Here is a 14,239-nt window from a genome sequence, read left to right as displayed (position 1 = left end):
CGTCGCTTCGCTCCTTGCTTCGCCCTAGGATGACGAAGGCGTGGTTGGCCGCTCCCTCTACGCCCGCCGCTTCGCGGCGGCTCCGCCCTAGGATGACGAAAGCATGGGTGGGCCCACCACCCCCATTGGGGAGACGAGGAACCACCTCAATCATCATAGCTGTGTCCTGCCCTGAGCCCGTCGCGGACGCGTGCCGCGATCGCCAGGAACTCCGGCGTCTCGCGGATGTCGAGCGGCCGCTGCTTTGGCAGCGTCGATTCGATGACGTCGCTGACGCGGCCCGGACGCGGCGACATGACGATGATCCGCGTCGAGAGGTAGACCGCCTCGGGAATGGAATGGGTGACGAAGCAGATGGTCTTGTTGGTCCGCTCCCAAAGCTCCAGAAGCTGTTGGTTGAGATGGTCGCGCACGATCTCGTCCAGCGCGCCGAACGGCTCGTCCATCAACAGCAGATCGGCGTCGAAGGCCAGCGCCCGCGCGATCGAGGCGCGCTGCTGCATGCCGCCGGAAAGCTGCCACGGGTATTTCTGCTCGAAGCCGCCCAGGTTGACGAGGTCGAGCGTGCGCTTGATCCGCGCCGCCTGCTCTGTCTTCGACAGGCCCATGATTTCCAGCGGCAGCGCCACGTTGCGCTCGATCGTCCGCCACGGATAAAGCGCCGCCGCCTGGAAGACATAGCCATAGGCGCGGCTCTGGCGCGCCTGCTCGGGCGTCATACCGTTGACGGAGATGCTTCCCGAGGTCGGTTTTTCCAGATCGGCGATGACCCGCAGCAGGGTCGTCTTGCCGCAGCCGGACGGCCCGATGAAGGAGACGAATTCACCTTTGCCGATGGTCAGGTCGACATTCGACAGCGCCTGCACCGGGCCGTCATTGGTCTGGAAGGTCAGGCCGAGCTTGCTTGCCGAAACGACGGCTGGCGATGTTCCCGTCATAGGCCGCAGCCTGCCTTTTCGCGCCGCTGCTGCGCCGGGCGGAATCCGGTTGATTTTGCCGCGATGTTGCTTTCCACTCGCCCCGTCCTATCCGACTGAGAGTTCCCACTCGATCGACGCCCGGAGCATCCCAGATGTCGTCCAAACCCACGTGTCATCTTATCCGCCCTGAAAGCTCTTATGAAGGCAAGCAGGGACTGAGTTATTTCGCCGGCATCGCCGCCGAGACGGTCGGCTCGACCGGCATCTGCATGCACCTGCTGACCATGCCGCCCGGTGCCCGCGCCAAGGCGCATATGCACGAAAGCCATGAAACGGCGATCTATGTGCTCTCCGGCGAGGTTCATACCTGGTATGGCGACCGGCTCGAACAGCAGATCGTGGTCAAGGCCGGCGACCTCTTCTACATTCCTGCCGGGGTGCCGCATCTGCCGGCCAATCTGAGCGACAGTTCGGCCTCGGCGGTCATCGCCCGCACCGATCCCAACGAACAGGAAAGTGTCGTCCTGCTGCCGGAACTGGATGGGCTGGTCGCCTGAGGTCGGCACCGACGGAGAGGCCATCATCGGCACCGTCACGAACATGACTTCAACGGCCCTATCTCTTCAAGGCCGGGAATGGTCACGAAGAAACCGTCAGCTCCCTTGTTGGTGACCTTGACGGTCTCAGTCGTCGTTCCCTCCTCGCCTTCAGCGAAACAGGTCGAGCTCAACGACTGCGTACCAGGCGCCGTCACCAGTTGCCGCGCGAACCGGCAGCCGCTGCCATAGGTTTCGACGCCGTCGGCGGTCAGCACGACATAGGCATCGCTGTTCTGATAGCCGCGCCATACACCGGCACAACCGACATCATTGCCATAGGAACCGGCAAGAATCTCAGTCGCTGCCGGTACGCGGGTAATGCTCGCCACAACCAGGGAGGCGATCGCTGCCGAACGCGCCAAGCTCACACTCCGGTCGCCGGAATGCCGGTGCGTTCCACCTTGCGCGGTGCGGAAATTTCCTTCCAGGTCGACAGCGCCCGGTTGACCGCTGCATTCGGCTCGCGAGCGACGAACTCGCCATGGCCGGGCTTCGCCTTGACCTCAGCTTCCTGGATCGACAGTTCGCCGCGCGAGAAGACAAAGCGCGGCAGGCCGGTTACCTCAAAACCTTCGAAGACGTTATAGTCGATCACCGACTGCTGCTTTTTGGCCGTGATCTTCTTCTTGCGCTTCGGGTCCCAGACGAGGATGTCGGCGTCCGCACCTTCAACGATGGCGCCCTTCTTCGGATACATGTTGAGGATCTTGGCGATGTTGGTCGAGGTCACCGCGACGAATTCGTTCATCGTCAGCCGGCCGGTGTTGACGCCCGTCGTCCACAGCACCGGCAAGCGGTCCTCGAGCCCGCCGGTGCCGTTCGGGATTTTGGTGAAATCGCCGACGCCGTTGCGCTTTTGGCTAGTGGTGAAGGCGCAATGGTCGGTCGCCACCACTTGCAGCGATCCGGCCTGCAGGCCGGCCCACAGCGAGTCCTGATGCAATTTGTTGCGGAAGGGCGGGCTCATCACGCGGCGCGCCGCATGATCCCAGTCCTTGTTGAAATATTCGCTCTCGTCGAGCGTCAAATGCTGGATCAGCGGCTCGCCGAAGACGCGCATGCCTTTCTGCCGCGCCCGCCGAATGGCTTCGTGAGCCTGCTCGCAGGAGACATGCACGACATAGAGCGGCACGCCGGCCATGTCGGCGATCATGATGGCGCGGTTAGTCGCCTCGCCTTCGACCTCCGGCGGGCGCGAATAGGCATGCCCCTCCGGGCCGTTGTTGCCGGCAGCCAGAAGCTTCTGCGAAAGCGCCGCCACCACATCGCCATTCTCGGCATGAACCAACGGCAGCGCGCCAAGGTCGGCGCAGCGCTGGAACGACGAATACATCTCGTCATCGTCGACCATCAGCGCGCCCTTGTAGGCCATGAAGTGCTTGAACGAGGTTATGCCCTTGTCGACGACATCAGCCATCTCGTCGAACACCTGCTTGCCCCACCAGGTGATCGCCATGTGGAAGGAATAGTCGCAGGAGGCTTTCGAGGTCTTGTTGTCCCACATCTGCAAGGCCTCAAGCAGCGATTGCTGCGGCGACGGCAGACAAAAATCGACGACCATCGTGGTGCCGCCGGCAAGTGCGGCGCGCGTGCCGCTCTCAAAATCATCGGCCGAGTAGGTGCCCATGAACGGCATTTCGAGATGGGTGTGCGGATCGATGCCGCCCGGCATGACATAGCAGCCGGTGCCGTCGAACTCATGGTCGCCATGTAGGTTGGAGCCGATGGCGACGATCTTGCCGTGCTGCATCAGCAGGTCGGCCTTCCAGGTGCGATCGGCGGTGACAATGGTGCCATTCCTGATGACTTTGGTCATTTTTGTTCCCTTGTTTTTCTCGCGCTTCTTGTTGAGCGGCGTTCGAAATCTTGGTTTCTAGTTCACTCCACAATCACCGCTGTTTCCACCACCGCGTGGAACAGCACGTCGGCGCCGGCCGCCGCCCATTCCTTGGAGATTTCCTCAGCCTCATTGTGCGACAGCCCGTCGACGCAAGGGCACATCACCATTGCGGTGGGCGCGACGCGGTTGATCCAGCAGGCGTCATGGCCGGCGCCGGAGACGATGTTGCGATGCGTATAACCCAAGCGCTCCGCCGCATCCCGCACAGCCTTGACGCAGCCCGGATCGAAAGCGACCGGATCGAAATGGCCGACCTGCTCGATTTGATATTTGATATCGAGCGCCTCGCAGATCGTGTCGATGCCTTCCCGGATGCGCCCGTCCATCGCGTCGAGCACCTCCTTTTCCGGCGAGCGGATGTCGATGGTGAAGACGGTGCGTCCGGCGATGATGTTGCGCGAGTTCGGATAGACTTCCATGTGGCCGACCGCGCCTACGGCATCGGGCTGGTAGTCCATGGCGATCTCGTGCACCAGCTCGATCACCCGCGCCATGCCGAGCCCGGCGTTGCGGCGCTTCGGCATCGGCGTCGAGCCGGTATGCGCCTCCCTGCCGGTCAACGTCACCTGCAGCCATTTCAGTCCCTGGCCATGGGTGACGACGCCGATGTCGATGCCTTCGTCCTCGAGGATCGGACCTTGCTCGATATGCAGCTCGAAGAAGGCGTGGATTTGGCGCGCGCCGACTTTCTCGGTGCCCTTCCAGCCGATGCGTTCGAGCTCCTCGCCAAATTTCTTGCCGTCCTTGTCGACATGGGAATAGACGTCGGCCTGGTCGAGGACGCCGGCGAAGACGCCGGATGCCATCATGGCCGGCGCGAAACGCGCGCCTTCCTCGTTCGTCCAGTTTGTGACGACGATCGGATGTTTGGTCTTGATGCCGAGCTCGTTGAGCGAGCGCACGATCTCCAACCCGCCAAGCACGCCGAGCACGCCGTCATACTTGCCGCCGGTCGGCTGGGTGTCGAGATGGCTGCCGACATAGACCGGCGGCAGATCAGGGTCGGCGCCTTCGCGGCGGGCAAACATCGTGCCCATCTCGTCGAGGCCCATTTCGAGCCCCGCCGCCTCGCACCAGCGCCTGAACAGATGCCGCCCCTCGCCGTCCTCGTCGGTCAATGTCTGGCGATTGTTGCCGCCGGCAATGCCGGGGCCGATCTTCGCCATCTCCATTATCGAATCCCACAAACGGTCTGAATTGATTCGCAGATTCTCGCCGGGAGCGGCCATTCAACTTCCTCTCATTATTCACATATAGGGCGACGGTTCCCGTCGCCGCCCTATACGTTGTCGAGTATCTAGTCCACCGCCCTCAGCACTTCACGCACATGGTCGATCAATTCGTTGATCTGGCCCTTGGTGATGATCAGCGGCGGCGACAGCGCGATGATGTCGCCGGTGGTGCGGATCAGAGCGCCGCGCTCGAACGCCTTGACGAAGGCCGAGAAGGCACGCTTGGTCGGACTGCCGGGAATGGGTGCCAGCTCGATCGCGCCGATCAGGCCGATGTTGCGGATATCGATGACGTTCGGCTCGCCCTTCAGCGAATGCAGCGCGTCTTCCCAATACGGCGCCAGTTCCTCGCCGCGGGTCAGCAGCCCCTCTTCCTTGTAGGTGTCGAGCGTGCCGAGCGCAGCCGCACAGGCGATCGGATTGCCCGAATAGGTGTAGCCGTGGAAGAACTCGATCATATGCTCGGGGCCGGTCATGAAGGCGTCGTGGATCTCCTTCTTGACGAACACCGCGCCCATCGGGATGACGCCATTGGAGACGCCCTTGGCGGTCGTCATAATATCGGGGGTGACGCCGAAATAGTCGGCGGCAAACGGCGTGCCGAGGCGGCCGAAGCCGGTGATGACCTCGTCGAAGATCAACAGGATGCCGTGCTTGGTGCAAATCTCGCGTAGCCTCTCGAGATAGCCCTTCGGCGGCAGGATGACGCCGGTGGAACCGGCCACCGGCTCGACGATGACGGCCGCGATGGTCGAGGCATCATGCAGCGCAACAATGCGCTCCAGTTCGTTGGCCAATTCCGCGCCATGCTCGGGCACGCCCTTGGTGAACGAATTCTTCTCGGGAAGATGCGTGTGCGGCATGTGGTCGACGCCACCGAGCAGCGTGCCGAACATCTTGCGATTGGTGACGATACCGCCGACCGAGATGCCGCCGAAATTGACGCCGTGATAGCCGCGCTCGCGACCGATCAGGCGGGTGCGTGAGCCCTCACCTTTGGCGCGATGGTAGGCGATCGCCATCTTCAGCGCGGTCTCCACCGATTCCGATCCGGAATTGGTGAAGAACACGTGGTCCATGCCCTTCGGCGCGAGGTCGACCAAACGGTTCGCCAGTTCGAAGACGATCGGGTGGCCCATCTGAAAGGCCGGCGCATAGTCGAGTTCGGCGGCCTGTTGCTGGATCGCCTCGGTGATCTTCGGCCGGCAGTGGCCGGCATTGACGCACCACAGGCCGGCGGTGCCGTCGAGAACCTTGCGCCCGTCGCTGGTCGTGTAATGCATGTCCTTGGCGGACACCATCATGCGAGGCGCCTGTTTGAATTGCCGGTTCGCCGTGAACGGCATCCAGAATGCGCTGAGATCGTTCGGCGTGACCTTTAGCCGGTTGGACATGACCAAGACTTCCCCTTGTAACCTGTTTCGGTGCGGCTAACGCTTGGTCTTCCCGACACTTGGTCTCTGCTGCGTTTTCGTGCTACGCAAATTTTGACCGATTGGACAAACGTTAGCACCGCCCTGACGGCGGTCAAGGGATTACTAGCGGAAATGCGGCAGCTGAGGCGCGCTCCACAGGCCGGAGAAAAACTGGTCCAGAGAATTGGTCCAGATGACCCTCGCGGCAATGTCCTGCGAGGATGACGACAGGCATGGACACCCCTGCCCCGCGCCGCACCCGCATCCAGCAGGAAAAGCGCGAGCTCATCCTGGGGGCGGCGCTCGAGGTCTTCTCAACCAACGGCTTTCGCGGCTCGACCATCGACCAGATCGCCGAAGCCGCCGGAATGTCGAAGCCGAATCTGCTCTACTATTTCCGCCGCAAGGAGGACATCCACGAGACGCTGATGCAGCGGCTTCTGGACACCTGGCTGGCGCCGTTGCGCGAACTCGACGACATCGGCGATCCCTTAACCGAATTGCGCAGCTACATCAGGCGCAAACTCGAAATGGCGCGCGATTTTCCTAGGGAAAGCCGGCTGTTCGCCAACGAGATCCTGCAGGGCGCGCCGCGCATCATGCCGATGCTTGAAGGCGAGCTGAAGACGCTGGTCGACGAGAAGGCCGCCATCATCAAGAGTTGGATGCGCGCCGGCAAGATCGCCCGCACCGACCCCTGGCACCTGATCTTCTCGATCTGGGCGACGACGCAGCACTATGCCGATTTCGACGTTCAGGTCCGCGCCGTGCTCGGGCCCAACCGCGGCGGTGACGGCCGTTTCGAGGATGCGGCAAGATTTCTCGAGCAGCTGTTCATCGAAGGGCTGAAACCGAAAACCTGACCTCGATGGTTCAGGCGCTGCGCCGCTCGGCCGCAATGCTTCCAGCAGCTTTTCCAGCTTGGCGATCAAGTTCTGCTCGGAGAGTGGCGTGTAGACGATCAGCTTCATATCCGAGCCGTCCTCTATCGAAAAACTCATATGCTCGAACGCCATGCTGCCGGCCGTCGGATATCTGACATGCTTTACAGGTGTATCGGATGCCACATCTCACCCAGAGCAACAACATGGAGGCTCCAGGCATGGAACTGAAAGACAGGACCGTCCTCATCACCGGATCGACGGACGGCGTCGGCCGCGTGGTCGCGCAAAGGCTCGGCGCCGGCGGCGCGCGGGTCCTTGTGCATGGCCGTGATGCGACACGGGGCAAGAATGTCGTCGCTGAGATCGAAGCCGCTGGCGGCAAGGCCGAGCTTCTCGTCGGCGACCTCTCGTCCCTGGCCGAAGTCCGGCGTCTCGCCGACGCTGTTCGCGCGCGCACGGGCCGGCTCGATATCCTCATCAACAATGCCGGCATCGGCACCGCCGGCACCAAACGACAAGTCAGCGCCGACGGCTACGAACTGCGCTTTGCCGTCAACTATCTCGCCGGCTTCCTGCTGACATCAGAGCTTCTGCCGCTGCTCAAGGCGAGTGCGCCGGCGCGCATTGTCAATGTCGCCTCGGCCGGCCAGCAGGCGATCGATTTCGACGATCTCATGCTGACCCGCAACTATGACGGCGTCCGCGCCTACTGCCAGAGCAAGCTGGCGCAGATCATGTTCACCATCGACCTGGCACAGGAACTGAAGAACACCGGCGTCACCGCTAACAGCCTGCATCCTGCAAGCTACATGAACACCACCATGGTCCGGCAAGCCGGCGTCACGCCGTGGAGTTCGGTCGAGACCGGCGCCGATGCCATCCTCAACCTTGCCACGTCGCCCGCGCTCGAAGGGCGGAGCGGCCTCTATTTCGACGGCCAGAAGGAATCGCGCGCCGATGCGCAGGCCTATGACGCAAAGGCGAGACAGCAATTGCGGACACTGAGCCTCGATCTCGTCGGGCATCAGTCGGCTACCTTAACGTCGAGATAGGTTTCACGAGCGAGAAATCCTCACATGCCGTGATCGTCGGCGGCTCTTCCGCATCGGCCTCGCGGCGCGGAAGCTGTCTGTCGCCAAAGACCGTGGCGCCTCCGCGAGGCGGCCGCCGAACCGTTAAAGCGGCTGCGCCGCCAGCGCCAGGAACCCACCCGTCAGCGCGACATTGGCGACAAAGCCGTTGATGCGGGCGGCGCGCTCCGGACCCTGGTGATCCCAGAAATTGTGGAACATCGGGGTGGCGACAATTAGGAACAGCACCAAGCACAGAGCGGCGGCGGCGGTCCAGACACCTGATATCACCAGAACTCCGGCGACGATCTGCAGTACGATCCCCAGCCACAGCATCAGCCGCGCCTGCGGCACGCCGCGCGTCGCCATCAACTTGGTCAGGAAGCCTGCATTCTGGATGTTGCGCAGACCGGCAAAGACGAACGCGCCGCCAAGCAGCAGGCGGGCGACAAGAAGAATCTCATTCTCAAAATTCGCCAACATCTTATTGATCTCCAAAAAAAAAGGGCACGCGGCGCAAGGCCGCGCGCCGGTTCGACCGCTCAGGCGGCGTTCGCCGCCGGCATCGGATGAATGGCCTGGAACGGGATGCAAAGCCGGTTCCAGGTGTTGATCATGCCAAGCGCGACAGACAGCTTGACCAGTTCCTCTTCCGAGAAATGCTCGAGCGTCCGCGCATAGAGTTCGTCCGAGACACCGTTATCGGCGATCTTCGTCACCGCTTCGGTCCAGGCGAAGGCAGCGCGTTCGCGCGCGGAAAACAGCGGCGATTCCTTCCAGGCGGAGACGAGATAAAGCCGCTGTTCGGTCTCGCCGTCATGGCGCGCCTCGCGGCTGTGCATCTCGACGCAATACGAACAGCCATTGATCTGCGACGCCCGCAGCTTGATCAGGTGCAACAGGCTTTTCTCGAGCCCGCATTCGTCGACCGTCTTGTTGAGCGCCGACACCGCTTTCATGATCTCCGGCGCCGCACCGAAAAATTGCAGCCTCTGTTTCATCGCTTTACCTTTCATGCTTGCTTGGTTGCACTCGATTTCCGCGGTCGTTGATGGCGCTCGACAAAGGCGCAGTTTGCGGCGACTGAACGAGGATCGGCATCGCTCATGTATCCCGCCACGATGTCGGACAGCCGCGCCTCGGCAAGAGCGGCGCGATAGGCGCGCTCGGCCTTCAGCATCGCGACGTTGATGCCGCAAGGTTTGACATAGACCGATGCATCGAGCCTGACCGGCCCGCGCTGACGGATTTCGCCGCAGCGGAAGGCCGGTTCGCCTCCTTCCACGGCGAGCACGATGTCGAGCAGCGTTATCCGCTCGGCCGGCCTCGCCAGCCGGTAACCGCCCGATGGCCCCGGCACCGATTCCAGGATGCCCGACGCCGTCAACGCGTTGAGATGCTTGAGGAGATAGCTCGGCGACAGGCCGAACGCTTCCGCCATAGCAGCACCCGGCATGGTCGCCGCGCCTTCCATGCCGGCAAGCATCGCGGCACAGTGGATGGCCGCTTCGACGCCCTCGCCCAGCTTCATTGTGCTGATCTCCAATTCATGGATACATATTATCGTGGATAATTATTATCTGCAATACGATTTGAAAAAGCGGCGCCCGCAGGCGCCGCTTTTCCACAACAGGCTGCGCCCTATTCCGCCGCCACCTTGGCCATCGGATTGTTCGGATGCGTCGTCCAGTTGGCGTAGATCGGCGACACCGGTCTGCCGGTGCGCTGGTCCATCACGCCAGCCGCGAGCGGCTCCATGGTGATGCAGTTCTCGACCGGGCAGACATTGACGCAGAGATTGCAGCCGACGCATTCCGCCTCGATCACCTCGAAATGCCTGACGCCGTCGACGATTGCGGTGATCGCCTGGTGCGAAGTGTCCTCGCAGGCGATGTGGCAGCGGCCGCATTTGATGCAGGCCTCCTGGTCAATATGCGCTTTGGCGACGTAGTTGAGGTTGAGATATTGCCAGTCGGTAACGTTGGGCGTGGCGCGGCCGATAATGTCGTCCAGCGAGGCATGGCCCTTCTCGTCCATCCAGTTTTCCAGGCCGGCGATCATCTCCTGCACGATCTTGAAGCCATAGGTCATCGCCGCCGTGCACACCTGCACATTGCCGGCGCCGAGCGCCATGAATTCGGCGGCGTCACGCCACGTGGTGATGCCACCGATACCGGAGATCGGCAGCCCGTGCGTTTCCGGATCGCGGGCGATCTCGGCCACCATGTTCATGGCGATCGGCTTCACCGCCGGGCCGCAATAGCCGCCATGCGAACCCTTGCCGTCGATCGTCGGCTCCGGTGCGAAACTATCGAGATTGACGCCGGTGATGGAATTGATGGTGTTGATCAGCGAGACGGCGTCGGTGCCGCCGGCAAGGGCGGCACGCGCCGGCTTGCGCACATCGGTGATGTTGGGCGTCAGCTTGGTGATAACAGGCATGCGGGTGTTGGCCTTGCACCAGCGCACCACCATTTCGATGTATTCCGGCACCTGGCCGACCGCCGAGCCCATGCCGCGTTCCGACATGCCGTGCGGGCAGCCGAAATTGAGCTCGATGCCGTCGGCCCCCGTCTCCTCGACCACCGGCAGGATGGCCTTCCACGCATGCTCCTCGCAAGGCACCATCAACGACACGACGATGGCTCGGTCGGGCCAGTCCATCTTGACCTGCTTGATCTCGCGCAGATTGACCTGCAGGTCGCGGTCGGTGATCAGTTCGATGTTGTTGAGGCCGAGCAGGCGCCGATCGGCGCCCCAGATCGCGCCGTAGCGCGGACCGTTGACGTTGACCACCGGCGGCCCCTCTTCGCCAAGCGTCTTCCACACCACGCCACCCCAGCCCGCCCTGAAGGCTCGGATGACGTTGTAGGCCTTGTCGGTCGGCGGTGCCGAAGCCAGCCAGAACGGATTCGGCGATTTGATGCCGACGAAATTGTTGCGGATGTCTGCCATGCTCATGCCCTCCCGTTCGAGGTCAGTGCCCGGTGGATCGATTCGGCCGCGTCGCGGCCCTGTGCAACGGCCGAGACGGTAAGGTCGTCGCCACCGAAGATGCAGTCGCCGCCGGCCCAGACATTTGGCAACGAAGTGCGGCCTTCGACATCGACCTTGATGCGGCCGCCCTCCAAAGCAAGCAAGGCACCGCTGCCGTTGAGCGCAGCCGGGACAAAGCTCTGGCCGATGGCTTTGAACACCTGGTCGGCGGTGAGCGTCAGCCGCTCGCCGGTGCCGACGAGCTTGTCGCCATCCATTGCCGTGTATTCGAGTTCAATGCCAGACACCTTGCCGCCTGCGGCAATGACCCGCTTCGGCTGCAGCCAGTGACGGATGATGACGCCGTTGGCGGCGGCCAGGTCCTGCTCGAAGTCGGAAGCGTTCATGTGCTCCTGCCCGCGCCGATAGCAGATCGTCACCTCTTCGGCGCCGAGCAGCTTCGATTGCACCGCCGCATCTATCGCAGTCATGCCGCCGCCGATTACGACGACCCGCCGGCCGACCGGCAGGCTGGCAAGGTCACTGGCCTGGCGAAGCTCCGCTATGAACTCCACCGCATTGGTCACGCCTTGCGCGTCCTCGCCATCGGCGCGCAGCGCGTTGACGCCGCCAAGCCCCATGCCGAGAAACACCGCGTCGTAATTCCTTGTCAGGTCCGACAGCTGGTAGTCGCGGCCGAGCGCCTTGCCGTTCTGGATATCGATGCCGCCGATCGACAGGATATAATCGACCTCGGCCTGGGCGAAATTGTCGATGCTCTTGTAGGCGGCGATGCCGTATTCATTGAGACCGCCGGCTTTCGGGCGGGCTTCCAGGATGGTCACCTCATGACCATGGCGGGCGAGCCGATGGGCGGCGGCAAGGCCGGCCGGTCCGGCGCCGACCACGGCGATCGTCTTGCCGGTCGGGGCGGCGCGCGCATAGAATTGCTTATTCTCAGCCATGGCGACGTCGGTGGCATAACGCTGCAGGCGGCCGATCTGCACCGGCTTGCCTTCCGCCACTTCGCGCACGCAGACCTCTTCGCACAGTGTCTCTGTCGGGCAGACGCGAGCGCACATGCCGCCCAAAATATTCTGGTCGAAAATCGTCTTGGCCGAGCCGATCGGATTGCCTGTCGAGATCTGGCGGATGAACAGCGGGATGTCGATCGAGGTCGGGCATGCGTTCATGCACGGCGCGTCATAGCAGAAATAGCAGCGATCGGACTCGACCAACGCCTCATGATGATCGAGCGGCGGATGCAGGTCGGAAAAATTATCCGCATATTGTTCGGGCGAAAGCCGGCCGCCGGCAATGCCCTGCTTGAAATGACCAGTCGCCATTCCGCTTCCCCATTCCTTGTTGTTTTGGGGAAGGCTAGCACGTTTTGTTTTTTTATCAATTGGTCAATTTTTGACGCAAGCCGCTGAAAAGGCTGAGTAAAACATGATAAAGATACTCATGTTTTTTGAGATTTTACGCGCGATTACTGTGCGGAGGGGAGGTCAAGATCAGGGGCACCGCCATGGATCGACCTGATCTCGTGCGCGACCAGTTCCTGCAGCCGCCGCAGATTGCGGTCGCGAATGCCGAACGCTTCCAGGTGATGGACGGTGTTGTAGAGGTATTCGGCGCCGGACCCGACATGCCCGCATGCCCTGGCCAGCACCCGCGCCACATTTTCCAAGGGCTGATTGAGCGAGGTGCCCCTGCCGGTTACGCCGACGCCCAGCGCCCAGAGCGTGCCTTGAGCCGTACGCACCGGAAGCCATCTGACCGAGCCGACACTCTCGTGATCGTCGATCTCGCGCCGCAACAGTTTTTCGATCTGCAGCGGCTTTTCCCCCTCCGGCAAGCGGTAGATCACACCATCGCATCGCCCACCTCGTTCGAGCGCCATCATCAGTCCCGGCTGCGCAGCGCTGCCGCGCCAGCGGGCAATGTCGAGACAGAAGGACCGGTGCCAGCCGAAAGCGGTGGCGCGCTGTTGTTCGACGGACTCGAAAGCCGGCTTCCAGATCAGCGAGCCATAGGCGAACACCCACAAGGGGCCCGCGTCTGCTTCACTCGATAGCCGCGACGCGAGGGTCTGGAAATCCTCATCGTTCAGTTGCGTCCAACTTCCATCGGGACCGGGATCGGCCTCCTCCCGATGGCATTGCGCGACAAGCTCTGAAGTGAGCGACATCCGGCGCATGGATCAACAACCCTCGTTGACGGCAAGCAAAGTCGAAAACCGCAACATGCGCAAGATTGCGAAATGAGGGACGCCTTGCCGCCATCGATTTGTGGCCCAGATGTCGGATTTCTGTCGCCAAGATCGTCCTAGGATGGATCGAACCACAATCCACAACTGGAAACCCAAGGAGGATGACAATGTCAAAGTCCCCGATGCCCTTCTTCTGGTACGAGCTGATGACAACTGATCTCGACGCTGCCGAGGCATTCTATACCGACGTGGTCGGCTGGAAGGCGCAGGCCTTCGACGGCGCACCAGGCATGCCGCGCTATATCGTCATGAATGTCGGCGAGCGCGGCGTCGGCGGGCTGATGGCGCAGCCGGATGAAGTGCGCAAGATGGGTATGCCGCCGGCGTGGGTCGGTTACATCCACACCAGGGATGTCGATGCCTCGACGAAATCGCTGAAGGAGGCCGGCGGTGCGGTTCACCGCGAACCCGATGACATTCCGGGCGTCGGCCGCTTTGCCGTCGTCGCCGATCCGCAAGGCGCGGCCTTCAACTTCCTGCAGCCAATTGGCCCCGACCAGCCGCCGGTGCCGGCCACTACTCCCGGCCATGTCGGCTGGCATGAACTCTACACGACCGACTGGCGGGCTGCGTTCGACTTCTATTCCGACCAGTTCGGTTGGACCAAGGGCGACGCCATGGATATGGGGCCGATGGGCATCTACCAGCTCTTTACCGCCGGCGGCGAACCTATCGGCGGCATGATGAACAAGCCCGAGCAGATTCCCGTGCCGGTCTGGCAGTTCTATTTCAATGTGCCTAGCATCGACGCGGCAGCCAAGCGCGTAACCGACAATGGCGGCAAGATCCATATGGGCCCGATGGAGGTCCCCGGCGGCGGCTGGATTGTGATGTGCACGGACCCACAAGGCGCCCATTTCGCACTGACGGCGCCGGTGCGGTAACAACGTCGGCAGCAGTGGCCGATCTCCCCCAATTGGGACCCAATTGGGGGAAATGTCCGGCAGGACAAGGAGGAGCCTGTCGTTCCG

The 14,239-nt window shown here is 62.3% G+C and carries 15 protein-coding genes; 4 read left to right on the top strand and 11 right to left on the bottom strand.

The genetic code is table 11. The annotated features are described in order from the left end of the window. Positions 1 to 146: 146 nt before the first annotated feature. Positions 147 to 938, bottom strand: a complete 792-nt coding sequence (locus tag EOA78_RS12130; RefSeq protein WP_095518685.1) for an ABC transporter ATP-binding protein — start codon at positions 936 to 938, stop codon at positions 147 to 149. 134 nt (positions 939 to 1,072) lie between these two features. Here EOA78_RS12130 and EOA78_RS12125 point away from each other — a divergent pair, with 134 nt between their 5' ends. Then, the gene (locus EOA78_RS12125) at positions 1,073 to 1,477 is read left to right on the top strand and encodes a cupin domain-containing protein (protein ID WP_127315315.1); all 405 of its coding nucleotides are present in this window, start codon (positions 1,073 to 1,075) and stop codon (positions 1,475 to 1,477) included. A gap of 35 nt (positions 1,478 to 1,512) precedes the next feature. Here EOA78_RS12125 and EOA78_RS12120 read toward each other — a convergent pair whose 3' ends face one another. The 4 genes from EOA78_RS12120 to EOA78_RS12105 form a co-directional block, all read right to left on the bottom strand. Continuing rightward, the gene (locus EOA78_RS12120) at positions 1,513 to 1,887 is read right to left on the bottom strand and encodes a hypothetical protein (RefSeq protein WP_245477479.1); all 375 of its coding nucleotides are present in this window, start codon (positions 1,885 to 1,887) and stop codon (positions 1,513 to 1,515) included. Continuing rightward, on the bottom strand, positions 1,884 to 3,335 hold the full coding sequence (hydA, locus tag EOA78_RS12115; RefSeq protein ID WP_127315313.1) for a dihydropyrimidinase: 1,452 nt from the start codon (positions 3,333 to 3,335) through the stop codon (positions 1,884 to 1,886). Before hydA ends, EOA78_RS12120 begins: the two co-directional genes overlap by 4 nt. Positions 3,336 to 3,397: 62 nt before the next feature. Then, positions 3,398 to 4,648 (bottom strand): Zn-dependent hydrolase, encoded by a 1,251-nt coding sequence (locus tag EOA78_RS12110; protein ID WP_127315312.1) that lies wholly within the window; start codon positions 4,646 to 4,648, stop codon positions 3,398 to 3,400. Between the two features lie 68 nt (positions 4,649 to 4,716). After that, complete coding sequence (locus tag EOA78_RS12105) at positions 4,717 to 6,045, bottom strand: aspartate aminotransferase family protein (protein WP_127315311.1); 1,329 nt, start codon at positions 6,043 to 6,045, stop codon at positions 4,717 to 4,719. Positions 6,046 to 6,299: 254 nt separating this feature from the next. Between EOA78_RS12105 and EOA78_RS12100 the strand changes: the two genes are divergently transcribed. Then, a complete protein-coding gene (locus tag EOA78_RS12100; protein ID WP_164783728.1) occupies positions 6,300 to 6,929 on the top strand; it encodes a TetR family transcriptional regulator C-terminal domain-containing protein in 630 nt (209 codons plus the stop codon). A 239-nt stretch (positions 6,930 to 7,168) separates the two neighbouring features. Further along, a complete protein-coding gene (locus EOA78_RS12090) occupies positions 7,169 to 8,002 on the top strand; it encodes an SDR family oxidoreductase (RefSeq protein WP_127315309.1) in 834 nt (277 codons plus the stop codon). Between the two features lie 123 nt (positions 8,003 to 8,125). Here EOA78_RS12090 and EOA78_RS12085 read toward each other — a convergent pair whose 3' ends face one another. The 6 genes from EOA78_RS12085 to EOA78_RS12060 form a co-directional block, all read right to left on the bottom strand. After that, positions 8,126 to 8,503, bottom strand: a complete 378-nt coding sequence (locus tag EOA78_RS12085) for a DoxX family protein (RefSeq protein ID WP_127315308.1) — start codon at positions 8,501 to 8,503, stop codon at positions 8,126 to 8,128. A gap of 59 nt (positions 8,504 to 8,562) precedes the next feature. Then, positions 8,563 to 9,021 carry a carboxymuconolactone decarboxylase family protein gene (locus EOA78_RS12080; RefSeq protein ID WP_127315307.1) on the bottom strand — a complete coding sequence of 153 codons (459 nt, stop codon included), beginning with the start codon at positions 9,019 to 9,021 and terminating at the stop codon, positions 8,563 to 8,565. Between the two features lie 11 nt (positions 9,022 to 9,032). Then, positions 9,033 to 9,551: an Rrf2 family transcriptional regulator gene (locus EOA78_RS12075; RefSeq protein ID WP_127315306.1), complete on the bottom strand. Its 519-nt coding sequence runs from the start codon at positions 9,549 to 9,551 to the stop codon at positions 9,033 to 9,035. A 110-nt stretch (positions 9,552 to 9,661) separates the two neighbouring features. Then, positions 9,662 to 10,975, bottom strand: a complete 1,314-nt coding sequence (gene preA, locus EOA78_RS12070; RefSeq protein WP_127315305.1) for an NAD-dependent dihydropyrimidine dehydrogenase subunit PreA — start codon at positions 10,973 to 10,975, stop codon at positions 9,662 to 9,664. 2 nt (positions 10,976 to 10,977) lie between these two features. Beyond that, positions 10,978 to 12,342, bottom strand: a complete 1,365-nt coding sequence (locus EOA78_RS12065) for an NAD(P)-dependent oxidoreductase (RefSeq protein WP_127315304.1) — start codon at positions 12,340 to 12,342, stop codon at positions 10,978 to 10,980. 143 nt (positions 12,343 to 12,485) lie between these two features. Beyond that, positions 12,486 to 13,196, bottom strand: coding sequence for a gamma-glutamylcyclotransferase (locus EOA78_RS12060; RefSeq protein ID WP_127315303.1), 711 nt, complete (start codon positions 13,194 to 13,196; stop codon positions 12,486 to 12,488). A gap of 179 nt (positions 13,197 to 13,375) precedes the next feature. Here EOA78_RS12060 and EOA78_RS12055 point away from each other — a divergent pair, with 179 nt between their 5' ends. Further along, the gene (locus EOA78_RS12055; protein ID WP_127315302.1) at positions 13,376 to 14,152 is read left to right on the top strand and encodes a VOC family protein; all 777 of its coding nucleotides are present in this window, start codon (positions 13,376 to 13,378) and stop codon (positions 14,150 to 14,152) included. Positions 14,153 to 14,239: the final 87 nt, after the last annotated feature.

Origin of the sequence: Mesorhizobium sp. M5C.F.Cr.IN.023.01.1.1 (assembly GCF_003997585.1) — a bacterium.
GTDB classification, from domain to species: domain Bacteria; phylum Pseudomonadota; class Alphaproteobacteria; order Rhizobiales; family Rhizobiaceae; genus Mesorhizobium; species Mesorhizobium wenxiniae.
This window is presented reverse-complemented; position numbering and strand designations above follow the sequence as displayed.